Source organism: Wolbachia endosymbiont (group A) of Clivina fossor, from assembly GCF_964026865.1.
In the GTDB taxonomy this organism is placed as follows: domain Bacteria; phylum Pseudomonadota; class Alphaproteobacteria; order Rickettsiales; family Anaplasmataceae; genus Wolbachia.
Genome location: NZ_OZ034707.1, coordinates 821790 through 846027 on the forward strand (window position 1 = coordinate 821790; position 24238 = coordinate 846027).

Below are 24238 nucleotides of genomic sequence, written 5' to 3' on the forward strand. Positions count from 1 at the left end.
TTTTGTTAAATGAGCGAATATCTAACCATAGTAATCTTTATCTGCGTATCAATTGTAGTATCTTTTGCTTTAGGTATATTGCCTATGTTTCTTGCAGTGAGTAAGCCAGATGGTGAAAAACTTTCCACATATGAGTGTGGCTTCAATCCACTATCCAGTGCAAGAAACAATTTTGACATTAAATTTTACCTAGTTTCAATATTATTTATAATATTTGACTTAGAAATCGCTTTTCTTTTTCCTTGGGCTGTTTCTTTATCTAAGATAAGCTATGGTGGATTTTGGTCTATGATGGTATTTCTTGCAATACTCACTATAGGTTTTATCTATGAATGGTGTAAAGGTGCATTAGAGTGGGAGTAGTTTATGACAAATCAAATTCTATCTAATGATGACTGGGGTCGTTATAAAAAAGAAGGGTTTCTTGTTACTAAATTTGGTGATTTAATAGATTATGTAATGAATTGGGCAAGGTCTGGTTCATTGTGGCCAATGACATTTGGTCTTGCATGTTGCGCAGTTGAGATGATGCATACTGCATCCAGCCGTTATGATCTTGATAGATATGGCATAATGTTTCGTGCAAGCCCACGTCAATCAGATGTGATGATTGTTGCTGGCACACTAACTAATAAAATGGCAGCAGCATTGCGCAAGGTTTATGATCAAATGGCAGACCCGAAGTATGTTATTTCTATGGGAAGTTGTGCAAATGGTGGTGGTTATTACCATTATTCTTATTCAGTAGTCCGAGGCTGTGATAGAATTGTGCCAGTTGACGTGTATGTCCCTGGATGCCCACCAACCGCTGAGGCGTTGCTATATGGAATGCTATGCCTACAAAACAAAATAAAACGAACTCAGAATATAAAGCATGGATAAAACTGCAAGGCATATACAAAAAAAGACCAAGTGTGAGTGCATTCAAAAAGATGATGGCATTATTGTAATATATTCAACTTTAGATGAAATTGAAAAGCACCTATCCTTTCTACGTGATGATGAAAAGTGTAGGTTTGAACTATTAGTTGATATTTTTGGGGTTGACTATCCAGATCGAGAAAAGCGCTTTGAGTTAGTGTACAATTTACTCAGCATTGTGCATAATATTAGAGTACACATAAAACTTCAATTATGTGAGGGCGATATGCCTCCAAGCATAGCAAAGGTATTTAGCACAGCTTCGTGGTTTGAGCGTGAAGTGTTTGATATGTATGGAATAGAATTCTCTGATCACCCTGATTTGCGTAGGATTCTAACAGACTATGGATTCAAAGGTCATCCAATGTTAAAAGATTTCCCTCTCACTGGTTATGAGGAAGTAAGATACGATATAGAGGCAAAAAAGGTTGTATATAATCCTATAGATTTATCGCAAGATTTTCGTATGCTTGATAGCCTATCGCCTTGGGAAGGTAAAACCATAAAAGTAAATACAAAGGAGTAGAAAATGACAGTACAAAGAAAAAAAATATCTTTAATCGGTGCAGGAAATATTGGTGGAACTCTTGCCCATATGATTGCACTAAGGGAACTCGGCAATGTTGTTTTACTTGATATTAGTGATGGAATACCGCAAGGTAAAGCACTCGACATAGCAGAATCATCCCCTATTGATGGATTTAATTCTGGTTTAACTGGAACTAATCAATACAAAGATATAGAAAATTCTGATGCAATCATCATAACAGCAGGCATTGCTAGAAAACCTGGAATGAGCAGGGATGACCTCCTGCAAACCAATGCTAAAGTAATGAAGGAGGTTGGTGAAAATATTAAGAAGTATTCTCCAAATGCGTTTGTAATAGTGGTTACCAACCCTTTGGATGCCATGGTTTCAGTGGTGCATAAATTTTCAAACCTTCCAGCTAATATGGTTGTTGGAATGGCAGGAGTGCTTGATTCTTCCCGTTTCCGTTATTTTCTTGCAAGTGAATTAAATATTTCAGTTGAAGATATATCTGCTTTTGTGCTTGGAGGACATGGTGACACTATGGTACCACTCATTAATTGCACTTCTATCGCTGGCATTCCACTTACCCAAGTTATCGATATGGGTCTCATTACGCAGAAAAAAGTTGATGAAATAGTTGAACGCACTCGCAATGGCGGTAAAGAAATAGTTGATCTGCTTAAGTCTGGATCTGCATACTACGCTCCTGCATCTTCAGCTATATGCATGTTAGAGTCATATTTAAAAGATAAAAGGCGTATATTACCATGTGCTGCTTACCTTAATGGTGAATATGGTGTAAAAGATTTGTTTATTGGTGTTCCTGTAATTATTGGAAAAAATGGAGTTGAAAAGGTCCTAGAAGTTAAGATGGATAATAGTGAACGAGAAATGTTCGATAAATCTGTGAATGCAGTGAAAGAACTATTTAGGCTCATAAGCAAATCAATGGTTTTATAGAATTTCCTTGTAGCTCAAGTTTCGTAAACAGCCTAAAAAAGTTGCTTGTGGTTATTTCTGCTACTTTGTCGGGTGACTCATTCCATAACTCTGCCAAACAATCCACAACATATTTTACCATTGCTGGTTCGTTCTTTTTTCCTCTGTAAGGCTCAGGTGATAGATACGGTGCATCAGTTTCAACCAAAACACGTTCGCGTGGTACACCTTGTGCAATTCCTCTGAGTAAGCTCGCATTTTTAAAAGTAATGATTCCAGAAAATGAAATATATAACCCTAAATCTATAGATTGATAAGCAAGCTCTTTAGAGGAAGCAAAGCAGTGCATTACTCCACTAAAAGCACAGGTTTTCATTTCTGACTTTAACATATCGATCATCTCACTATCAGCACTCCTAGTGTGAATAACTAAAGGTAACCCTGTTATTCTTGCTGCTTCTATGTGTGATGCAAAACTTTTTTTCTGATTGTCTTTGTTGTCAGATTTATAAAAATCTAACCCGGTTTCACCGATACTAATTACCTTTTGATTCTTAGTAAATTCAACTAATTCATCAGCATGTATACACTCACCGTTTTCTATAGCAGCATCAAGTGGATGTATACCAACAGAGAAGTAGACTTGATCGTAGGATGAAGAAATTTTTAATAATTTAGGGATATCATCAATGCTTACGCATATGTTATGCAAAATTTTTACACCATTTTGCTCTGCCCTTGAAATTACTTTTGGTATTTCATCATCGGAAAAATAAATCAAGTGGCAATGAGAATCTACTATCATGAGCTTATTGTTGAGGCTTTTATTATAGAAGAAAACTCTTCTATCACTGTCTTATAAACTTCTTTTTTAAATGATATAGCATTGGCTACTAAATCATCTATACTTTGCCAACGCCACTCTTTGAACTCTGGATGATCAGTATAATTAATATCAATATCCTTATCCTCTCCATAAAATTTCATTAAGAACCACCTTTGCTTTTGACCAGAATATTTCCCATTCCAGCACTTTGGTATAACTTCTTCAGGCAAGTTGTAGTATATCCAATCCTTGCTTTTAGTTATAACCTTTACTTTATTAGTACCAACTTCCTCTAGCAACTCACGTAACGCTGCTTGTTCCAGTTCCTCACCATCATCAACACCTCCTTGTGGCATCTGCCAGTAAGAGTCGCTATCAAAGCGTTTTCCAATAAAGGCATGTCCTTGTCTGTTAAATAGCATTATGCCAACACAAGGACGATACTTATCTTTCTGCTCAACCACGAGTACGCTCTGTTTTTAAATGATTTGTTACAGAAGTTTTAATTAATTTTCCATTTTTTTCTTCCTTCATCTCTTCAACAATTTTCTTTGCAACTTCCTTTGCACTTAAGTTTGAGTTATCAATTTCAAGTGTACCTTCCGGTATAAATAGCCTTTTCCCTTCAATTCTTTTCATAACAAAATCCGAATCAATAATTTTATTTTTCCGGCATCTCTCCTTTGAGTGAATACGCCTTGCTAGTTCTTCGTCATTACAATGTAACACTACAGGAAGAATTTCCATATCCATTTTTTTACTTAAATTTACCACAGAGTTGTATATTCTCTGATCATAGGGGTCACCCTCTATCAATTCATTTGTAAATATATAATGTTTTGATTTTATGTAGTGTTTTTCTAGTATTGCTAATACATTTTCCCTAACTGCAAAAATTTTTTCCCATAGTTCATCTGGAACTTCAGCATCCTGCAATTTAACAATATCAAATATAATATTATTGAATAGATTATTGCTTACTATTACTGCATCAATGATTTTACACAGTTCCTTTGCAGTAGTAAACTTACCACTGCCTGGAAAGCCGATTAAGTAGATGAGAGTCTTGTCCATAATGAATACTAGTAGAAAGCTATTTTCAATTATATATAAAAGTATATCATTGTACATGCTAAAAACATGATGATAAAATAGATGCAGGTAATACCTTTTTAACGAACAGTCGCGTTGAAAATAGTTCATATTTAGAGATTTTGAGTGTATAATTATAAGTAAATTAAATAATTTAAGATGATGACTAATGTATCCAGTGATACAGAATCAATAAAAAGCATGATTGTAAGTATAATAGATCAAAATAAAGGTCACGATATAGTTACTCTCGATGTGCAGAATAGAACCATTATTGCAAAATATATGATTATTGCATCTGGTGATTCAAGTCGCCATGTGAAAGCGTTAGCTGAACACGTAATAAAAAGTCTCGAGCGACATGATAAAATAGATGTAGAAGGTATGGATGAAGGCAATTGGGTGATTTTGAATTTTCAAGGCATAATGGTTCACATATTCAGGTCAGAAGTAAGGGAGTATTATAAAATAGAAGAGTTATGGAACTGATTGCCTGGATAGCTGGTGCACAACTGCACAAACGTTGTAATTTTGAAGGCAACTCCTGCACAGGTGGTGTCATGAAAGTAGCTGACACTGGAATCCAGTTTTTCATGCAATTTCATCGAAAACGTTGTATAGTGTGCTTGTTTATAATTAAGTTTTCTGGATCCCAGTGTTGGCTACTTGGATGACATCTTTCCCTATTAGGGTTACCTTCGGCATTAATGACAGGATAGACTGGGGTTTATAAAATGAAACACAAGTCCGAGTTTTTAAATTTTATCCAAGAAAGAGGGTACCTATACCAATGTACAAATATTGAAGGGTTAGATCAGCTATTATCCGAAAATAATCATATAGTCGCATACATTGGGTTTGATTGCACAGCACCAAGTCTTCATGCTGGTCACCTAATTCAGATTATGATGCTCCGTCACCTGCAGAAATTTGGTTATAAGCCGATAGTCTTACTTGGAGGTGGCACAACAAAAATTGGTGACCCATCCTTCAAAGATAAAGCAAGAAGCATCTTGCCCGTAGAGAACATCAATCAAAATACATCCAGCATAAGGAGAATATTAGAGAAAATGGTGTCTTTTAATGACAGCAAGACTGGTGCAATGATAGTAAATAACGCAGATTGGTTGGATAACATAAAATACATAGATTTTTTGCGTGATATAGGAGCTTATTTTTCTGTAAATCGTATGCTAAGTTTTGATAGTGTGAAAACTAGGCTGGATAGAGAGCAAACCTTAAGCTTTCTGGAATTTAATTACATGCTATTGCAGGCTTATGATTTTGTTGAGTTGAATAAAAAGCATGGCTGTCGTCTGCAGATTGGAGGGTCAGACCAGTGGGGAAATATAGTAAACGGAATTGAGCTTGGAAAAAAGTTGAATTTACCTGAGCTGTTTGGCCTTACTGCCCCTCTTTTATTGAATGCTCAAGGGGTAAAAATGGGCAAAACTGAAAGTGGAGCAGTGTGGCTTGATGATAATATGCTAAAGCCTTACGACTACTGGCAATATTTTCGCAACGTTGATGATCAAGATGTTGGACGTTTTTTGAGATTGCTCACTGATGTGTCAATTGATGAGATCAAAAAGTTAGAATCCTTAAAAGATCAGGAAATAAATGAAGCAAAAAAAGTTTTAGCAACAGAGGTGACAAAAATATGTCATGGTGACAAAGAAGCGGAACTTGCACTATCTGCTGCAGTCTCTGCTTTTGAGAATGAAGATAGCTCACTACTTCCTGATTACATCATAAAAAAAGCACAAGTTGCAAGCGGCATATCCTTAGTAAACCTACTGCGTGACACCGGTTTTGAACCTTCAAAAGGCGCAGCAAAGCGTTTAATACAGGGCAACGGGTGCAAAGTTAATGATAATATTATAAATGACGTTAACTATATAATAAATTTCGAGAGCTTTAAAGGTCAGCCATTTATAAAATTATCTGCAGGAAAGAAGCGCCATATTAAAGTTGTGGTAGATTAGGTCTCGAAGTAAGAAAACAAATTTTATACAAGTGAGAAATTAGATAATGATGATATGAATGACTTAAATCAAATATATTTATCTAATCATAAGCCTATATCGAATCTCTTTTTAAATTTGGATATTATTACGTTACGTGAAGCATTAGAATATGTACATGAGCTGCCTTATGGACGCAATTTTGACCGCACAGATTGTATATCAGTATTCAATGAAAGACGAGGAACGTGTAGTACAAAACATGCTCTGATTTATAAGTTAGGTTGCGAATGTGAAATCGACATAACGCTACACATAGCTGTCTTTATGATGAATAAAGTGAACACTCCGAAAGCTTCTGCAATTCTAAATGAGTATAACTTACTACACATTCCAGAAATGCATTGCTATCTTCGTTACGAAAGCCGAATTATTGACATAACTTTTCCAGGAAATAACATGTTATTAAAACTGACAGAGGAAGAAAAAATTGAGCCAGAACACCTTGGAAGCTATAAAATAGAAAAGCATAAACAATTTATTGAGAGCTGGCTGATCAGTAACCCAACCATACCGTATAACATGGAGCAAATTTTCAAAATTCGAGAATTATGTATAAAGCGATTGGAAAGATAGTAGAAAGCGAAATTCTATTATATATAGCTAAAGTGGCTTAGGTTTACCTACAATTTGAAAAACAACAAATTCGTCATTCCGCTACTCGTTAGCGGAATCTATGCTGAGATACCGCGAATGAATCCATAGCTGTACGAACATTCATTTTTGAAGGTAAATTGCACAGCAAATGGTGTCATTCCAGTGCTTGACACTGGAATCCAGGAATTTTGCTTATAACTGAGCTGATGAGCTAAAGGTAGTTGTCTTACGCTAAAACAAACGTTTTTAATTAAGTTGCATAGAAGCTGGATCCCAGTGTCTGGGCACTGGGATGACACCCCACTGGTGGCCCAAACTACAACGTTCGTACAGTTGTGGAATGAATCGCGGTATGACGTAGGGAAACCTTTCTTGAGTTAGCTATAGCACTATAAAGTTGTCCGCAGGGCCATATAAAAGTTGTGGTGGGTTAATAAATTTTTATGGAAGAAAGGATATATTAGAAAATTGAGGGCTTTATATATGAAATAAGGAGGCAAAAATGAGACTGTATTATAAAGATATCACAGGTCTTATCAAAGAACCCTACCTCTCTAGCGGAAGAGATTATTTTAACAAAGGAAAGGTACAGATTATATCTGTTAATGAATCTCAAGCTAAATCAAAGGTAGTTGGATCAAATGTATATCGAGTAACACTAAAGCACGATGGTCCTCTTTTCAGTGGAACATGTTCCTGCCCTGCATTCTGTTACTTTGGTCCATGTAAGCATATGGCTGCAACGGGTTTTGCTTTGATTGATCTTGACAGAAAGGAGTATCGATCATCTATGTGCCCGGGATATGTTGATGAACAAACTCTCCTTGAAAGGTTTTTACTTAAAAAAACAAACAAAGAGCTCATTTCAATAATTGTTCGTCTAGGTGACCAACATCCAGAAATTTTTGAAGAACTAGAGGATGAAGAATATGAGCAATTCACTCAAAGTAAGTTTTCAAAATCCGAGAATTATTTATAAAGTGATTGGAAAGATGGTGAGATCAGGTAATCTATAGCTGATCCAAGGAAGACATCATACCGCCGCGGCGCTAACGAGTAGCAGAATGACGAGGATGCCGCCGCGAACCGTCATACTGCCGCAGACCGTCATACCGCAGCGGTATCTCAGCCGCTAACAAGTAGCGGGATGACGGTTGTCAGGCTAGCTGTCATCCGAGTAGCTTGACTACTTGGATCCAGAAAACTTAACTTTAAATAAGTGGCTGCATAATAAAGACTAGATTCCAGCGTCACGCGCTGGAATGACACCATTTTCGGTCTCTCAAATTGCTTTAGCTACAAACATTAAGAAATTTACCAAATGAAAAAAAAGGCAAAGAACTCCCGTGGTGCGAGTTTTGACTCTATATTACTGTAAGTGGCGCTGTAATAATGTGCTAACGCTTAAAATAAGCGCGATTTGGCTGAATGTAGAAAAAATAAAAAAGACATGCAGCCGCTATAATTTTATGTAATCCGCCAAAAAATACCCTAAGTTTTTTACTGAATTTTGTCATTGAGCCTGCAGGTCAAAAACAAGTTTTGAGTCATAAATACCCTTATTGTCATAATAAGGGGGCTGGCGGAGTTTGTCAAGGAAGTTTTTTCGCTTCTGCGGACTACTTGAATAACGGCTACAATGTTTGTACAGCTATGTACATAGTGCTGAACCCAAAAAAAGAACCAAGTAGCTTGGCTACTTGGATGACAGAAGGTAGTACAAGAAGTCTATTGGCTCTCGTATACCTTAATGAAATTTAACAAGTTTATCTATAGTTTTAGTGATGATTCTTGGAGTATCCGGAGAAACTGCTGAGCTCAGCTTATTTAACCGCTCTATAGCAAACTCGCTGTTCTCATTTGCTATGAAATCACATAAAATATTTTCTATATCCTTAGTAATACTTTCATGCTTTCTCAGAGGATGATTATGTGGATACCTACTGATGGTTTTGATACTGGAATATTCAACAAAAGCTTGATCCTTAAAAGCAAGTTGTCTCAATTTCTCTTTGAATTTTCCTTCTTCCTCTTTTGCTAAAAGGCGAGACTTTATCAGTGATTTTATAATCAAATTTATAGCTTGATGTATTTCAGAATGCACTATAACTTTAATGGTATTTTCTTCTACTATACAATCATAAATATTTTTTTCGCTCTGTAACGACTCTATTAATGTCTTGCTACTTTGTGAATTCAATTCCAAATTCTCTTCACTCATAGGAGTTATTATGAAGGTGTTCTTACTCACTCTGATGTTAAATTGTGGAGAGCCTTCAGAAAAAGAAAATGCTACATTCTTAGATTCAAGTGCGTGATTGTATGCAGCAAAAAGGGTGTGTGCTATAACACTGCTGGGCACCTTCATTCCATGTTTACTCAGGTGGTTCAATACATTTTCAACCTCATGATATGTAAAGTCTGTATCTTTTAGCAATTCAACAACTTCTTTGCCGTTGTGCTGTTTATACTCTATTCTCACTTCTTCTGTAAAAAGTGTTTTAGCTGCTATATGTTTATCAAGCACTGTGAAAATCTTGATGAAATTCTCTAAATCTTGTTTGTTAACTAATTCGATACTAATTAAGTTTCTGCTAATAATTGAAATATTTTTTGTCATTTTTTCCCACTAAAAAAACTCACTAAATGAATTGTATTTTTAATTCATTAAGAATTGTTTAAAGTGAGCATACTAGTTTTCATTTACGTATTACACGACAAAACAAGATAAAAAGTTACATAAAATCATCATGTGGTATAACACACTCTCCACATTCATCATTGCTGTTTGTGTAGGTTGTGACATCAGTGTGATTATCATTATTATTTAGCATATCATCCAACTTTCCTTCTTTTTCAAGATCCATCAATTTGTCACACCCCCCAATGTGCTTATCGTTAATAAAGATCTGTGGAACTGTTCTAACGTTATACTTTGATTTTATGTCGTTAAATAGATCTGAGTTTTTGAGCACATCGATTTCTTCATATTTCACACCTTTTTTATCCAGTAACTCTTTTGCTTTTTTGCAGAATGGGCAGTGATGCTTTACATATATTATAACTTTTCCTTTAGTATTTTTCACAATTTATCTCCGTAGCTTGCTAAAATATAGTTATTATATATAAGAAACATGTAAAAACATCAAATTGTATGAAAATTATTTATAATTGTGAGCAAGGGATAGAAAATAATATAGCACTAACCTTCGGAAATTTCGATGGCATTCATTTAGGACATGAATTTGCAATTTCCACTCTAAAGAAGGTAGCACAAGAAAGAGGATTACCCTCTGCAGTTTTAACTTTTGAGCCTCACCCATCAACTGTTTTATTTGGTAGAAACAATTTTAGGTTAATAGACCAAGAACAAAAAAAGGAACTAATCAGCAGCTATGGTATAGATTACTTGTATATTATTAATTTTAGTAGAGGTTTTTCTGAGGTTAGCTGCGATGACTTTATCAGTGAGATTTTAATAGATAAATATGGCGCTAAACACATAATTGTCGGAGAAAATTGTACTTTTGGTCATAAACGATTGGGTGATATATTAACTCTAGAGAAATATTCTGAAACATATGGATACTCTTTGACTAAATTAGAGCCATTAATAATTGACGGCAAAATTTGCTCTTCTTCTTCAATCAGAGAGTATGTACAGAAAGGTGAAATAGACATTGCTAATAAATTACTTGGTAGACCTTATCAAGTTTCTGGTGTTGTGACAAAGGGTGCGTGTAGAGGTAGAGAAATAGGATTCCCAACCATAAATATTCCTATAGAAGATTGCATGATAAAACCAAAATTTGGTACATATTACGCTAAAGTGATGTTTTCTTATAATAACCCAAACTGGTTATATGGAGTAGTCAATATTGGTATGAGACCTACATTTAAGGACCTGAAAAAGCCTATAATAGAAATGCACATATTCGATTTTGATGAAGACTTATATAATCATAAAGTTAATATACAACTTTTAAAATTCATAAGGTCAGAAAAAAAATTCCATAGTATTGAGGAGTTAACAACACAGATAAATTATGATATCTTAAAATTTATAGGTTAAAGGCAAATTTATGAAAAAGTTATGCTTAATTGTTATATTAATTATAGTATTGATTGACCAAACGAGCAAATTGTACATAAACTCATTGATTGATGAGGGAGAATCAATTGAGATCGCTAGCTTTATAAAGCTAGTTGAAGTTTGGAATTCAGGCATTAGTTTTGGAATGTGTAGCGCTTTACCGCATGGCGGTTTCTTTTTTTCAGCATTTTCAATACTAATAATTGGTATACTTGCATACTTAATATACAAGTCTGATGATCAGTCAACTTACCTTGGGTTTTCTCTGATGATTGGTGGAGCAATCGGAAACGTAGTTGATAGGATTTATTGGGGAGCTGTATATGATTTCATATATTTTCATATTGATGATTGGTATTGGCCAGCTTTTAATTTAGCGGATTTATCTATAGTTTGTGGAATGTTTACATTGTTATATAAGTGGTATATATACGATATGTTTATTTCTAAACAAAATGAGGAATAAAATAATTGTTTTTATATTAGGTCGAAATAATGCTTCATAAGTTTTTTAGTTTTCTTATACTACCTGCACTCTTTTTTACTTACCCAATTTCTTTGAAGGCTTTAAGCATAGAGCACGACATAAAACATGCTAAACTCAGTAACGGACTAGATGTCTATGTTGTTCCTAATCATCGGATTCCAGCCGTTTTACATGCAGTAATATACAAAGTTGGGGGAATGGATGATCCAATTGGCAAAGCAGGATTGGCTCACTACTTTGAACATTTAATGTTTGAAACTACAGGGAAGTTCACAGATATAGAAGCCACTATGAGTAGCATTGGGGCCCAGTTTAATGCGTTTACTACTAAGGAATATACCTGTTACTACGAATTAGTCCTTAAAAATGACTTACCACTGGCAATGGAAGTTGAAGCAGACAGAATGGGCAATTTTAATGTTACCCAAGATAAAATAGAAAGAGAAAAAAACATTGTACTGGAAGAGAGGAAGATGAGATTTGATAATCATCCTAACAGCTTGTTGTGGGAAGAAATGGATAGTGCATTTTACCGTACTGGCTATGGCAGGTCTGTTATTGGCTGGGAGAGCGATATCACAACTTACAATCAGGATGACATAACGAGGTTTCATGATAACTATTATCACCCCGGCAATGCAATATTACTGATTGTGGGTGATGTGGAATTTGATGAAGTAGTGAAGCTAGCAGAAGAAAAATATGGCGAAATTAAAGCTAAGCCTGTAATGAGACATTACCCAAATCAGGATCCAGTGCATAATGCAGGTTTATCGGTGATTTTAGAGAGCACTGAAGTAAAAGAACCAGTTTTATATTTTCGTTATCGTGTTTCTTTATTTAAGCACACAAGTGAAACCTCTGCTGCTCATTTAGCGGTTGACATTTTAGGTGGCGGCAAATCCAGCAAACTGTATAAAGATTTGGTTTTAGATAAAGATGTGGCAGTATCAGTATCTGCTTATTACAATAGTTTAACTTTTAGTGATGGCTATATTGATATTCAGGTCATTCCAAAAAGCGGGGTTAATTTAGGCACTGTTGAAAGAGAATTAGAAAATGCTATTAATAACTTCATGTCTAAAGGAATAACGGATGAGGAATTGCAAAGCTCGAAGTATAGATATAAAGCAGCACAGTTTGATAACTTATCTAGCTTAGAGAATATAGCATTCTTTTACGGCTCACAGTTAGCGCTTGGTATTCCACTTGATGAAATAGATATTTCATATAGCAAGATTAATGATGTCAATCTAGAGGATGTAAATAATAAAATCTGTGCTATTTTTTCTGCTAATAAGTTAATTGGTCGTTTGTTGCCAAAAGGAGATGATAATGAGAATAAGTAAATTTGTACTCCTATTTTTTTTCTGTCTAGGCTTTAATTTACAAGCAAGTGGTAACCTAAATATAGAGGAGGTCACTACCCGTAAAGGATTTAAGTTTCTATTTGTTGAAAACCACGATTTACCAAAAATTTCACTTAATATATCATTCAAAGATGCAGGTTATACATATGAAAATGTAGAAAAACAAGGACTTACCTGGTTTACTTCTCTTATAATTCAAGAAGGGGCAGGAAAAAATGATGCCAAAGATTTTGCAAAAAGGCTAGAAGATAAAGGGATTAGTTTAAATTTTATTGCTGGTTTAGAAGCATTTAGAGTTTCATTAGATGCTTTATCAGAAAATCTTGAAGAAGGTATTTCATTATTGAGCGACGCTATAATGCGTCCTAAAGTTGACCCTGAAGGGTTGAATAGAGTTTTCGAGAAAGCCAAAGTTGATTTTAATAATCTTGAAAAAAATCCTTTTTTTATTGCTGGAGAAGAATTGAATACGTTATTGTTTAAAAAACATCCTTACTCAAAAAGTGAATATGGAACTCTTGACACTGTAATGAGCATTACTAGAGATGATGTTTTAACATACATAAAGCGTAATTTTGCTAAAGATAACATAGTTATCAGTGTTGCTGGTTGTGCAAAAAAAGAAGAAATTATTACATTATTAGATAAATATTTATCTAAATTGCCGTCAAAAAGATCAAAAGTTAGAAAAATACCTGTGAAAAATGATTTTGGTTCTGCAGAAAGTAAGAATATTTTTATGGATATACCACAGAGTGTAATATTTTTTGCTCAAAAAGGTATAGCTTATGAAGATCCTAATTATTATAACGCAAGCGTCTTAATTAATGCACTTGGCGGCATGGGGCTAAATTCAATATTAATGAAAGAATTGAGACAAAATTTGGGTATTACTTATGGTGTTTATGCAAATATTATTTCCAATAAACATGGGAACGTTATAGCTGGAAGTATTAATACTGATAGTTCTACTGCTGGCAAAGCTATATCAGCAGTAAAAGATACATTTAGCAGGATAAAAAAGGAAGGAATTGATGAGCAGTTGTTTCGGGATGCAAAAATTGGTATGGTAAATTCCTATGTTTTCTCTATGTTTAATAATAACAACATAGTTGCAAAACTAAATAATATTCAGACAAACAACCGCGATATTAACCATATAAATGATTTTGTGAGCTATATTAATGACGTTAAATTAGAGAAAGTAAACGAACTGGCAAGCTCTTTACTGGAACCCGAAAATTTATTTTTTGTTGAAGTTGGGAGAAACACTTAAGGTCAATAATTAATATTTTCTGCTATTGATCTTACTGCTTCTACATAACACTTATGCTCCTCAGCTAGAATGCGTTCTGAGAGGCTTTGAATATCATCAGCTGGTAACACTGGCACAGCAACTTGAGCAATTATGGCTCCAGCATCAATTTCAGGAGTGACGTAATGTACAGTACAGCCTGCGATTTTTACTCCTGCTTTTAGAGCTTGCTCTTGAGCATTTAGGCCCTTAAAGGACGGAAGTAGAGAGGGATGAATATTTATCACCTTGTTATTCCATTTACTGAGAAAATTAGCTTGCAGGATTCTCATAAACCCTGCAAGGCAAATTAAATCAACCTTATGTTGAACAAATATTTCGTGAATTTTATCAGCATCAAGTGGTTTATCTCTAACAATAAACGCTGGCACTCCTGCTTGTTCTGCTATTTTTAGGCCAGCAGCTTCGCTATTATTTGTGATAGCGCACACAACTTCTGCAGGAAAATTACGATTTTGACATGCCTCTATCAAGGCCTGCATATTTGATCCCCTGCCTGAAATTAGTATCCCAAGTTTCACCTTTTTCATTTTGTGCAATTGATTTGGTGTAATAATTAATGTTAACAAAATAACTCAAAAAGTAAATCTATACCTAAAGTGACTTAGGTTTACCAACGATTTGAAAAACAACAAATTCGTCATTCCGCTACTCGTTAGCGGAATCTATGTTGAGATACCGCGGCGGTATGACGTGGGAAAACTTTTCTTGGGTTAGCTATATTTCAGAGTGCTCCTGTTATGAGCTGATGTCCAACTGTCATTTTACAGCTTAGCTTGCTTAGGTAACGCAGAAATAAGAGGTGCCCAATATAAACCAGCCTAAATCAACTTTAATGTCTGGATATCGTACTATTTTACATAACATGCCATTATGAATATATATTTTTATGATTGCGTTATCATTTATTTAACAAAGTATTAGTATAATCTATCTACTGGATTAAATGGAGAAAGTTGAATGAGTAAATTACCGAACAATGCAAAAATAGGTAAATCCCAGGTTACTCAGTGGGAGGTAATAAAAAATTGTGAATATGCTGATAATTGCTTATCAAAAATAGTAACTTTATACGTTATTAGAATAACTCAGCTATCAGATTTTTATACAAATGACGAACCTGAAATTAACACTGTTTTAGCAAGAATAAGCGTGACAAGTGAAAATGTATTTTTAAACAAGGCTACTACTATTGAAGTTATGGAAGGTATTTTTCCGTATAAATTCAACAGCAAGAAGAGAAATAACATACTAAGGTTAGAAGATTTACATAATTATTTATGTTCTATTGTTAACAATAGCCTTCCAAAAGAGATGCTTGAAAGTCTTGTAAGGGAATATAAGGATGCTGTTAACTTATTTAAAGCAATTACTTAACTGAACGTAGTATTTTTAAGATTTTATTTTCTATTTCAGAAATGCCGCTTTCAAGATCTTTATCTATCAGATACATGGTAGAGAAATATGTTTTCTGCTTACTTTCAACATTGATAGTTAAAGTTCCAGGAGTGATTGTAACCGAATTGGCAAATAACGCAATGCTTTCATCATTATGCCCTTTGCATTTTCTTAGGATAATGATTGGCTCAAGCTTAGATTTGAGTCGTAGCACCTTTTTTGTTACATAAACACTTGATAAAATGATTTGGTACATTAACCATGGTATATAACTTACTAACTTATAAAACGACAGTCTACTCGTACCATTTAAAATCTGGCTAAGAGCTCTTTCAGCGTTTATCAACCTTCTAAAGATAAATAATGTGAATATAGAGGAAAACACTCCACAAAAAATAAAAAATGGCTCAAAATAACCAGACAATACAGTCCATAGAGAAAATAAAATTACAAATGATAGAGAAAAAAACTTGATTTTTTGCCTAAGGTTCATGGTTTGCAGTATAACTTAAATGATTTTTTAAGGAAAGATATATTATGAATTAAGTCAAAAACTCTGTAATATATTGAAGCTTAAAGATATCTTTAGATATGGAAGTTATTGCAGAAAATAGGAAAGCAAGGTTTGAATATTTCATCTTAGAAGAATTTGAAGCGGGTATGGTCTTATTAAGCAGTGAAGTTAAATCGCTAAGAGAAAGAAAAGTAAATATTTCCGACGCCTACGTTATCGAAAAGAATAGCGAAATATGGCTGCACAATATGCATATTGCAGAATATAAAGCTGCAAACCGAAAAAATCATAAACCAAAAAGGGAACGTAAACTGCTTTTACATAAAAAAGAGATAAACAAACTAATTGGTCAAATCAAAACCGCTGGGATAACTGTTGTGCCGCTTTCGATCTATTTTAATGATAAAGGATTTGCAAAAACTAAAATTGCCATTGTAAAAGGAAAAAAACTCTACGATAAGAGAGCAACCATAAAACAGAGAGAGTGGGATCGTGAAAAAAGTAGATTGTCTAAGAATAATTTATAGCAAAATATGTCTTTAAATCCAGTAATTTTCAGCATCGGTCCTGTTTCTATATATTGGTATTCCTTAGCTTACGTTTTGGGTATAGTGTCTGCATATTGGTATTTACACAAGCTAGACGACCAAAAAATATTTACTAAGAATTTTTACGATTCGTTATTAACAGCCACTATTATAGGCATTATCCTTGGAGGTAGACTTGGCTACGTATTGATATATGATCCAGTTCTTTATATAAGCAACCCTATCGAGATATTGAAGACCTGGGAAGGAGGAATGTCATTTCATGGTGGTGCTATAGGAGTTTTGCTTGCAGTAATAATTTCGTGTAAAAGACATAACATTCCTATATTTTATGCACTGGACCTAGTTTCTTGCGGAGTTTCCATAGGTTTATTTTTAGGTCGCATAGGCAATTTTATAAACGGAGAGTTATTTGGCAGAGTTACAACTATGCCATGGGGTATGGTATTTCCAGAAAGTGGTGATAATTTGCTGCGTCATCCAAGCCAGCTTTATGAGGCACTTTTTGAAGGACTGCTACTTTTTGCAGTTGCAAATTCACTGTTTTTCTTGACTAGAATAAGACTGTATCACGGAGCGTTAACTGGTATTGCAGTTATGTGGTATGGAATAGCACGTTTTTTCGTTGAGTTTTTTCGCGAACCAGACTATCAAATTGGCTATTTGTGGCTTGATTTAACTATGGGGCAGTTGCTTTCTATACCTATGGTTTTGCTAGGAATGCTTGTATATCTAGGCGCATTAAATTTAAAATTTAATACGAAATCTGTTACATAGAGGAAAGGTGAGTTTAATAGAAAAATGTAGCCAGAAACCCTACATCATACACAATTGTACGAATTTTCTGCGTTGCAGTAGAATGAATGTGAGATCCGGTGTCATTCCAGCGTGTGACGCTAGGCCATAAAACTTGCTTGACAAACTCCGCCAGCCCCCTTATTATGACAGTAAGGGTGTTTATGACTCAAAACTTGTTTTTGACCTGCAGGCTCAATGACAAAATTCAGTAAAAAACTCAGGGTATTTATTGGCGGATTACATAAAATTATAGCGGCTGCATGTCTTTTTTATTTTTTCTACATTCAGCCAAATCGCGCTTATTTTAAGCGTTAGCACATTATTACAGCGCCACTTACAGTAATATAGAGTCAAAACTCGCACCACGGGGCTTCTTTTGCCTTTTTTTTCGTTTGGTAAATTTCTTAAATATCTTCTTAAATTTTATAGCTAATCAGTACTGGGATGACAAGAAAGGAGCACTGGAATGATACTATTATAGAGTGAAATGAGATCCCAGTGTCACGCACTGGGATGACATTATAGGAGCACTGGGATGACACCCTGACAATCGTCATCCCGCTACTTGTTAGCGGGATCTCTTGTTAGCGGATGAGATACTGCGGCGGTATGACGGTCTGCGGCGGTATGACAATTAAGCAATTCGTCATCCCGCTACTTGTTAGCGGGATCTATGCCAAGAGATACCGTGAATAAATCACGGTATGACGTCTCGCTTGCAACCTATAGCCTTGTCATTCCAGTGCTCCTTTTTTTGTCATCCCAGCGTCACGCGCTGGTTTCAACATTATATCATGGACAAAATAAACTTTCTAAAATTCATTGAACTGTGCTTTCAAACGGTGGTACCGGGGTGTGAGTATAATGATTATCAGTATATAAAAGTCATAGCAGACAGACTTGAAGCGGCAAATGTTGGCAAAATGTGTCAAGGAAGTTTTTCGTTTCTATGAGCTACTTGGCTCTCTGTTATAATGTTCGTTTGCTTGACCTAAGATCCAGGAGTATTTAAACTGAACCCTATACAGTGCTAAAAATGATAGGAAATCTAAGCGGAATAGTTGATGAAGTGCGCAGTGATCACATAATCCTGAATGTGAATGATGTTGGCTATATGGTGTATCTCTCAGCCAAAACTTTAAATGCATGTTCCATCGGAAGTAGAGTTAAATTACTTATCGAAACCTATGCAAATAACAGAGAAAATGTCGCTCAGCTATATGGTTTTATAAGCAAAGAAGAACAGCAGTGCTTGAGGTTGCTTGTTAAAGTAAGCGGTGTTAGCTACAAAACTGCAATGTCAATTTTGAGTAAATTAACTCCAGAACAGCTGTTTCTGGCAATTATGAATGAAGATAAAGTAGCACTCAAGATGAGCGGACTTGGCCTGAAACTCATAAATCGAATCATCACTGAATTAAGTGGCAAAGTGAGTAAATTAGAAATAAATAACAATAATTTTCATCCAATCAATGAAGATGCCCTTTCAGCATTGATCAATCTTGGGTATGAAAAAATGAAAGCTTATGATACGATAAAAAAAATACAAGACGAATCGTCAAATCTGGACACCAAGGATATTATTCGCATGGCGCTTAAAACATTATGAAATCAATATCGTGCGATAAAGAATATACTGAAGATGCGCGCAATATCAACATCAGGCCTGAGCAACTTGATGATTTTGTCGGGCAAAAAGACTTAATACAAAATTTAAAAGTGTTTATAAATGCTGCACAGACAAGAACTGAAGCCTTAGATCACGTTTTATTGTATGGTCCCCCAGGACTTGGCAAAACAACTTTAGCACAAATTGTTTCTAAAGAATTAAGGGTCAGCTTCCGCGCAACTTCTGGTCCTTTGCTTAGTAAAGCTGGGGACTTGGCTGCAGTGCTTACCACTTTAAATGCAAAAGATGTTCTATTTATCGACGAAATCCATAGATTAAATCGCAGCATCGAAGAAGTTTTATATACTGCTATGGAAGATTTTTGCTTGGACATATTAGTAGGTGAAGGTCCATCTACTCGCACTTTAAGGATAGATCTACCACCATTTACGTTAATCGGAGCAACTACACGGCTTGGATTACTTTCTGCGCCACTCAGAGATCGTTTTGGCATTCCCTTGCATCTTGAGTTTTATTCTTTTGAAGAACTGGTTAATATTATAAAAAGAGGCGCAAGAGTTCTTTCTACTGAAATTGAAGAAAATGCAGCACGGGAAATTGCCTGCCGTGCACGTGGCACTCCAAGAATTGCTTTGAGGTTACTCAGAAGAATAAGGGATTTTGTTGAAGTGAAAGATGATAAAAAAATCACTTATGAAGTCGCTGATTCTGTATTGCTAAAATTGGGTGTAGACAAAATGGGACTCAATAAACTTGATATGCATTATCTAAGATTTTTATTCAACACCTCAGGACCTGTTGGAATTGACACTATATCTATTGCGCTATCCGAGGATGTTGGCAATATTGAAGAAACAGTAGAACCTTATTTAATCAAAATTAGTTTTGTAAAGCGCACACCAAGAGGGCGCGTTCTAACCGATCAAGCAAAGGAATATTTGAGCTTTCAACATTAAACATCATAATTTATATTGACTAATTGGCGTGGTATCTATATGCTAGCATTTATATATTAAGAATAATGGAGGGTATATGTTAGGTAAGGTTAAAGAATTCCTAAAAACTATTCTATTTTTCCACAATGAGGATAAAGTTAAAACTCCTTATGTGCCTATGGTGGAGGGACTTCTTTCTGATGATACAACTTAAAACCGGATAAGAAAAAGCCAGAAGAGCATCTTACCCTTCTAAGTAATAAAGCAAAGGAGAGCGGTAATTCTGATAAAACAAAAGGACTTCCTAGCGATTTGAGCACTCAGGATATACCTAAATCAACACCAGACAAGAATAAGCGTAAATATGTCGAGTTAGAAAGCGATGAAGAATGGAATAAGTTCTTTGCATTACAGAACAACCCTTCTACCAATACCACAAACCAAAAACCTTTTTCTCCAAAGAAAGGAGAATCTCAGTATCACGGCAAAGAGATTGTAGGCAAAATTGCTGACCAAATTAAATCAGAGATATCTGAAGGTATGAAAAATAATACCATAGGGTCCATAATGATAAAAGAAGGCAAAAGGGAAGGGAATGTTGTTTACCCTTCCGTGAGAGTTGTGTTGAATGTTAGTAAAGAAGGAGTAGATATAGCTAAACTTCTGAGTGGTAATATATGTAAAAAGTACAATGTAAAAACAATTACATTTTGTCATTCTAATCAGGAAAAAAAGAGAGGGGCATGTTGCTATATTAATGATAAAGGGGAAAGAGTTTATGAAATAATTAGTGGATTATATGAAATGACTTTAAAGTGGTATGTTGATGGAAAAGAATGTAAAATTAAAATTAATATTGACGATAAGAATGGTGTAAAGCTCCTTGAAAGCAACGGTGTTACTGAAGAACAGTTACGTGCAAACAAAGAAGTAAAAGTAGGCAAGAGACGTGAACCAAAGTCTTTACATGAAGCATTAGCATCACAATTGCAACAAACACAATTACAACAAAGCTCTGAAGAAGTAAAATTTTTGGAGCAGCCTTCAACAAATGTAGAAGACTTGAGCGGCGCACCACAAAAGCATCAAGCTTCTGCTGCTCAAAATAGGTAAAGTAGTGAAAATTCAGTATAAGTTGCTTGCATTTGCAAGTAACTTATACTCTTATAATGAGCAACATAATACTACCAAGAAATTTCTACGAGCGGCCGACCTTAACTGTAGCTGGAGAGTTATTGGGAAAAGTCCTCAAATTTTCTAACTTTAGTGGAATAATAACCGAAGTTGAAGCCTATATAGGAATGAATGACCCAGCTTGTCACGCGGCAAGAGGCTATACTAACCGAACCTCAGTAATGTTTGGTATGCCGGGGTTTTCATACGTGTATTTTATATATGGAATGTATTACTGTTTAAATATTGTAACAGAAGCAGAAGGGTTCCCAGCAGCAGTGTTAATACGGGGATTAAAGCTCATTGAACCGCTTGAAGCAAACTTAGGCGGACCAGGAATATTGTGCAAAAGATTAAACATTACAAAAGAACACAATAAACTGGACCTTACTATAAGCCACAAATTTTGTATTTATGAATCTCACCTCAACCCGGATTATGTGTGCACTCCGAGAATCGGAATTAGTAAAGGCCAAGAGAAATTTTGGCGGTTTAAGATTTTCTAAACTTAAGATCTTGCGTAGACTATTTGCCAATCGGATAATCACCAGTGAAACAAGCATCGCAATATTGTGGTGTAGCATTGTTACGCACCTCTCCTTTAACAGCCTGATATAGTCCATCAATACTCAAGAAGGCTAGGCTATCTACTCCTATAACTTCCTTAATTTCCTCTACAGATTTATTTGCAGCAATTAAATCTTTGCACTCTGGCGTATCTATTCCATAAAAACAAGAATGCTTAATTGGTGGGCTTGAAATTTTGAGGTGAATCTCTTTTACTCCTGCATCCTTTAGCATAACTATTATATTTCTGAGCGTACTACCACGCACTATACTATCATCTATTAAAATTATGTTTTTACCTTTCAAAGTGTGCTTATTAGCATTGAATTTTAATTTTATTCTAACTTTACGTACTTCAGCGGTTGGTTGTATAAAAGTTCTTCCTATGTAATGATTACGAATTATCCCCAGTTCCATAGGTAATCCTGAATGCTTTGCATATCCAATAGCTGCAGGTATTCCAGAATCAGGTATTGGTACAACCATATTTACATTGTTTTTTGGTGGGCTCTCTTCTGCAAGTATTCTCCCTATTTCTTTTCTTATATCATATATGGACCTATTCTCCATTATGCTGTCTGGTCTCGAAAAGTAAACGTATTCAAAAATACAAAAACTTGATTTTTGCTGTGGGAAAGGAAACATTGAGGCTAGCTTACTATCCGAACTGATGGTAACTAATTCGCCTGGTTCTATTTCTCTAACAAACTCTGCATTTATTATATCAAGAGCACAAGTTTCAGATGCAAGAACGTAAGAACCGTTTAACTTTCCTAAAACAAGAGGCCTGATTCCAGATGGATCACGTACTCCAATAACTACTTCTTGATTGATTGCCACAAAAGAATAAGCACCTTGTATTTGCTTTAATGCATATATAAAACTCTCTAAAAAGCTATCTTTTTCACCGCTTGCTGTCAGATGCACTACTACTTCTGTATCAATATCTGACTGAAAAACGCACTCTTGTTTAATTAATTGTTCGCGTATCGGAGAAATATTAATTAAATTACCATTATGTGCTATGGTAAAATCCCCAAATTTGCCACTTTTGCCAAGCATGGGCTGCACTCCAAATTTACTACCACTTGTTGAGTATCGAACGTGACCTATTGCACAATCTCCAGGTAAGGATTTCTTTATTTCATCTATATCATCAAATACGCTGCTCACTTGACCTTGAAAGTGATAAGAGTGCAGCTTATCGTTGTTACTGGTTACTACGCCAAAAGACTCTTGACCTCTATGCTGCAAAGCGTGGAGAGCAAGTATAGAGTTAAATGCAGCATCGTTATTGCAGCTTATACCAAATACTCCACATTCCTCACGCATTTCATCTAGCATAAAAACTATTAAGTAAAGTTTAATTTTACTTTAGCATAGGTGAAATACAAGCATTTTGTTGTTCATCTGCTTTTATTGCCAGCAATAATCCTATGCATATCAAGCTTGCAGCAGTTGTACTTCCTCCATAGGAAAGAAATGGCAGTGGATCGCCTATCACAGGCAAGAGGCCTATTGACATTCCAATGTTTATAAAAAAATGAGCGCCAAAAAAAGCAAAAATCCCGATAGATACTAACTTAGAAAAATAATTTTTCGACCTATAAGCGATAGAGAAAATTATGCCAAGTAATGAGGTATAAAGCAAAATTAAAGCCATGCTACCTAAAAAGCCCCACTCCTCACTCAGCACTGCAAAAGCAAAATCCGTACGTTTCTCCGGCAAAAATCCAAGTTGAGTTTGACTTCCGTTAACAAAGCCCTTACCAAGCAAACCTCCTGAACCAATAGCTATCTGAGATTGCTGCGCATTATAACCTATTCCAAGTGGATCCACTGATGAATCCAAAAACGACAATATCCTTTGCTTGTGATAAGGACGTAAAAAAGGCCAAATAGCCGGTACTGCAAAAATGCCAAGCGTCCCACAAATTACTAAATGAGCTCTTTTTATTACTGCTGTGAATATAATTGATGCTCCTATAAACAACATTATCACAGATGTGCCTAAATTAGGTTGCTTTAACACCAAGAATACAGGCAAGAAAATAATTATTACCGCCTTAAGCAATCTTTTAAATTCCATCATTTTATACACACTTTGCTTATCAAAATAACGAGCAAGCGCAAGTATTAAGCCTACTTTTGCAAATTCTGATGGTTGCAAACTAATTGACCCAATTCTTATCCACCTCGTCGCACCCATTATGTGCGAGCCAAAAAAATTTACTGCTAATAGCGAAATCGCTGCTGCTATATAAAAAAAGTAGGCGTGCTTCAAATAAAAATCTAGCTCTATGAATGACATAGCTATAGCGAGTAGGAAAAAGAAGGAAAATATGACTATTTGGTGAATTGCAAATGGTACCCACTTTCCTCCAGCAGAAGAGTATTGAACAGCAATGCCAACGCAAAACAGCACTATCACGTTAATGACTAATAACCAATGAATCTTCTTCAGCCTATCCACACTTAT

At 35.2% G+C, this 24238-nt stretch carries 27 protein-coding genes and 1 pseudogene; 19 read left to right on the forward strand and 9 right to left on the reverse strand.

Features of this window, described 5'->3' with window-relative positions; all coding sequences use genetic code 11:
• The first annotated feature begins 9 nt into the window (after window positions 1-9).
• From AAGD99_RS04205 to mdh, 4 genes are read left to right on the forward strand one after another with little or no spacing between them, the layout of a single operon-like run.
• Window positions 10-363, forward strand: a complete 354-nt coding sequence (locus AAGD99_RS04205; RefSeq protein WP_341822678.1) for an NADH-quinone oxidoreductase subunit A — start codon at window positions 10-12, stop codon at window positions 361-363.
• Window positions 364-366: 3 nt separating this feature from the next.
• Entirely contained in the window at window positions 367-882 is a 516-nt protein-coding gene (locus AAGD99_RS04210) for a NuoB/complex I 20 kDa subunit family protein (protein ID WP_164224545.1), read from the forward strand.
• Window positions 875-1447 carry an NADH-quinone oxidoreductase subunit C gene (locus AAGD99_RS04215; RefSeq protein WP_253307178.1) on the forward strand — a complete coding sequence of 191 codons (573 nt, stop codon included), beginning with the start codon at window positions 875-877 and terminating at the stop codon, window positions 1445-1447. The genes AAGD99_RS04210 and AAGD99_RS04215 overlap by 8 nt, the downstream gene beginning before the upstream one ends.
• A 3-nt stretch (window positions 1448-1450) precedes the next feature.
• Window positions 1451-2413 carry a malate dehydrogenase gene (mdh, locus tag AAGD99_RS04220; RefSeq protein ID WP_253307177.1) on the forward strand — a complete coding sequence of 321 codons (963 nt, stop codon included), beginning with the start codon at window positions 1451-1453 and terminating at the stop codon, window positions 2411-2413.
• Here the strand turns inward: mdh and AAGD99_RS04225 are convergent.
• Genes AAGD99_RS04225 through AAGD99_RS04235 form a run of 3 tightly spaced genes read right to left on the reverse strand, consistent with a single transcriptional unit; the run spans window position 2388 to window position 4349 of the window.
• The gene (locus AAGD99_RS04225; RefSeq protein ID WP_341822679.1) at window positions 2388-3197 is read right to left on the reverse strand and encodes a TatD family hydrolase; all 810 of its coding nucleotides are present in this window, start codon (window positions 3195-3197) and stop codon (window positions 2388-2390) included. The genes mdh and AAGD99_RS04225 overlap by 26 nt on opposite strands.
• A complete protein-coding gene (locus tag AAGD99_RS04230; protein WP_341822680.1) occupies window positions 3194-3682 on the reverse strand; it encodes an RNA pyrophosphohydrolase in 489 nt (162 codons plus the stop codon). Before AAGD99_RS04230 ends, AAGD99_RS04225 begins: the two co-directional genes overlap by 4 nt.
• Window positions 3675-4349, reverse strand: a complete 675-nt coding sequence (locus AAGD99_RS04235; protein ID WP_341822681.1) for an AAA family ATPase — start codon at window positions 4347-4349, stop codon at window positions 3675-3677. Before AAGD99_RS04235 ends, AAGD99_RS04230 begins: the two co-directional genes overlap by 8 nt.
• A gap of 123 nt (window positions 4350-4472) precedes the next feature.
• Here AAGD99_RS04235 and rsfS point away from each other — a divergent pair, with 123 nt between their 5' ends.
• The 4 genes from rsfS to AAGD99_RS04255 all read left to right on the forward strand — a co-directional run bounded on the left by rsfS (window position 4473) and on the right by AAGD99_RS04255 (window position 7910).
• Window positions 4473-4799, forward strand: coding sequence for a ribosome silencing factor (rsfS, locus tag AAGD99_RS04240; protein WP_253309997.1), 327 nt, complete (start codon window positions 4473-4475; stop codon window positions 4797-4799).
• A gap of 245 nt (window positions 4800-5044) precedes the next feature.
• Window positions 5045-6295, forward strand: a complete 1251-nt coding sequence (gene tyrS / locus AAGD99_RS04245) for a tyrosine--tRNA ligase (RefSeq protein ID WP_264731905.1) — start codon at window positions 5045-5047, stop codon at window positions 6293-6295.
• A gap of 54 nt (window positions 6296-6349) precedes the next feature.
• Window positions 6350-6910 (forward strand): hypothetical protein, encoded by a 561-nt coding sequence (locus AAGD99_RS04250; RefSeq protein ID WP_253307172.1) that lies wholly within the window; start codon window positions 6350-6352, stop codon window positions 6908-6910.
• Between the two features lie 523 nt (window positions 6911-7433).
• Complete coding sequence (locus AAGD99_RS04255; protein ID WP_341822682.1) at window positions 7434-7910, forward strand: SWIM zinc finger domain-containing protein; 477 nt, start codon at window positions 7434-7436, stop codon at window positions 7908-7910.
• 768 nt (window positions 7911-8678) lie between these two features.
• On the opposite strand, the gene AAGD99_RS04260 is transcribed toward AAGD99_RS04255, so the two are convergent.
• Both AAGD99_RS04260 and grxC read right to left on the reverse strand, forming a co-directional pair.
• The gene (locus AAGD99_RS04260) at window positions 8679-9551 is read right to left on the reverse strand and encodes a hypothetical protein (protein ID WP_341822683.1); all 873 of its coding nucleotides are present in this window, start codon (window positions 9549-9551) and stop codon (window positions 8679-8681) included.
• Window positions 9552-9666: 115 nt separating this feature from the next.
• Window positions 9667-10017 (reverse strand): glutaredoxin 3, encoded by a 351-nt coding sequence (grxC, locus tag AAGD99_RS04265; protein ID WP_164224674.1) that lies wholly within the window; start codon window positions 10015-10017, stop codon window positions 9667-9669.
• Between the two features lie 68 nt (window positions 10018-10085).
• On the opposite strand from grxC, the pseudogene ribF reads away from it, so the two are divergent.
• The 4 genes and pseudogenes from ribF (at window position 10086) to AAGD99_RS04285 (ending at window position 14157) form a co-directional block, all read left to right on the forward strand.
• Window positions 10086-11017 (forward strand): annotated as a pseudogene (gene ribF / locus AAGD99_RS04270) (riboflavin biosynthesis protein RibF).
• Window positions 11014-11490: a signal peptidase II gene (gene lspA, locus AAGD99_RS04275; protein WP_096617753.1), complete on the forward strand. Its 477-nt coding sequence runs from the start codon at window positions 11014-11016 to the stop codon at window positions 11488-11490. Before ribF ends, lspA begins: the two are co-directional and overlap by 4 nt.
• 29 nt (window positions 11491-11519) lie before the next feature.
• Window positions 11520-12860, forward strand: a complete 1341-nt coding sequence (locus AAGD99_RS04280) for a pitrilysin family protein (RefSeq protein ID WP_341822684.1) — start codon at window positions 11520-11522, stop codon at window positions 12858-12860.
• Window positions 12847-14157 carry a pitrilysin family protein gene (locus tag AAGD99_RS04285; RefSeq protein WP_341822685.1) on the forward strand — a complete coding sequence of 437 codons (1311 nt, stop codon included), beginning with the start codon at window positions 12847-12849 and terminating at the stop codon, window positions 14155-14157. The genes AAGD99_RS04280 and AAGD99_RS04285 overlap by 14 nt, the downstream gene beginning before the upstream one ends.
• Before the next feature lie 2 nt (window positions 14158-14159).
• On the opposite strand, the gene purN is transcribed toward AAGD99_RS04285, so the two are convergent.
• Window positions 14160-14726: a phosphoribosylglycinamide formyltransferase gene (gene purN / locus AAGD99_RS04290; RefSeq protein WP_187297655.1), complete on the reverse strand. Its 567-nt coding sequence runs from the start codon at window positions 14724-14726 to the stop codon at window positions 14160-14162.
• A gap of 430 nt (window positions 14727-15156) precedes the next feature.
• On the opposite strand from purN, the gene AAGD99_RS04295 reads away from it, so the two are divergent.
• Window positions 15157-15573, forward strand: a complete 417-nt coding sequence (locus AAGD99_RS04295) for a hypothetical protein (protein WP_253309572.1) — start codon at window positions 15157-15159, stop codon at window positions 15571-15573.
• Here AAGD99_RS04295 and AAGD99_RS04300 read toward each other — a convergent pair.
• Window positions 15566-16087 carry a Na+/H+ antiporter subunit E gene (locus tag AAGD99_RS04300; protein WP_253302098.1) on the reverse strand — a complete coding sequence of 174 codons (522 nt, stop codon included), beginning with the start codon at window positions 16085-16087 and terminating at the stop codon, window positions 15566-15568. The two genes, AAGD99_RS04295 and AAGD99_RS04300, sit on opposite strands and share 8 nt — an antisense overlap.
• 98 nt (window positions 16088-16185) lie before the next feature.
• Here AAGD99_RS04300 and smpB point away from each other — a divergent pair, with 98 nt between their 5' ends.
• From smpB to AAGD99_RS04330, 6 genes are all read left to right on the forward strand, one after another.
• Window positions 16186-16635 (forward strand): SsrA-binding protein SmpB, encoded by a 450-nt coding sequence (gene smpB / locus AAGD99_RS04305; protein ID WP_253309571.1) that lies wholly within the window; start codon window positions 16186-16188, stop codon window positions 16633-16635.
• A 6-nt stretch (window positions 16636-16641) separates the two neighbouring features.
• On the forward strand, window positions 16642-17433 hold the full coding sequence (gene lgt, locus AAGD99_RS04310; protein ID WP_341822686.1) for a prolipoprotein diacylglyceryl transferase: 792 nt from the start codon (window positions 16642-16644) through the stop codon (window positions 17431-17433).
• A 1057-nt stretch (window positions 17434-18490) separates the two neighbouring features.
• Window positions 18491-19063 carry a Holliday junction branch migration protein RuvA gene (gene ruvA / locus AAGD99_RS04315; protein ID WP_341822687.1) on the forward strand — a complete coding sequence of 191 codons (573 nt, stop codon included), beginning with the start codon at window positions 18491-18493 and terminating at the stop codon, window positions 19061-19063.
• On the forward strand, window positions 19060-20040 hold the full coding sequence (gene ruvB / locus AAGD99_RS04320; RefSeq protein WP_341822689.1) for a Holliday junction branch migration DNA helicase RuvB: 981 nt from the start codon (window positions 19060-19062) through the stop codon (window positions 20038-20040). Before ruvA ends, ruvB begins: the two co-directional genes overlap by 4 nt.
• A gap of 291 nt (window positions 20041-20331) precedes the next feature.
• On the forward strand, window positions 20332-21132 hold the full coding sequence (locus tag AAGD99_RS04325) for a hypothetical protein (protein WP_341822690.1): 801 nt from the start codon (window positions 20332-20334) through the stop codon (window positions 21130-21132).
• 56 nt (window positions 21133-21188) lie between these two features.
• Window positions 21189-21698, forward strand: coding sequence for a DNA-3-methyladenine glycosylase (locus tag AAGD99_RS04330; RefSeq protein WP_264731736.1), 510 nt, complete (start codon window positions 21189-21191; stop codon window positions 21696-21698).
• A 19-nt stretch (window positions 21699-21717) separates the two neighbouring features.
• On the opposite strand, the gene purF is transcribed toward AAGD99_RS04330, so the two are convergent.
• Together purF and rodA are read right to left on the reverse strand one after the other, a co-directional pair.
• Window positions 21718-23103, reverse strand: coding sequence for an amidophosphoribosyltransferase (gene purF / locus AAGD99_RS04335; protein ID WP_341822691.1), 1386 nt, complete (start codon window positions 23101-23103; stop codon window positions 21718-21720).
• A 25-nt stretch (window positions 23104-23128) separates the two neighbouring features.
• A complete protein-coding gene (gene rodA, locus AAGD99_RS04340) occupies window positions 23129-24232 on the reverse strand; it encodes a rod shape-determining protein RodA (RefSeq protein ID WP_341822692.1) in 1104 nt (367 codons plus the stop codon).
• Window positions 24233-24238 lie beyond the last annotated feature (6 nt).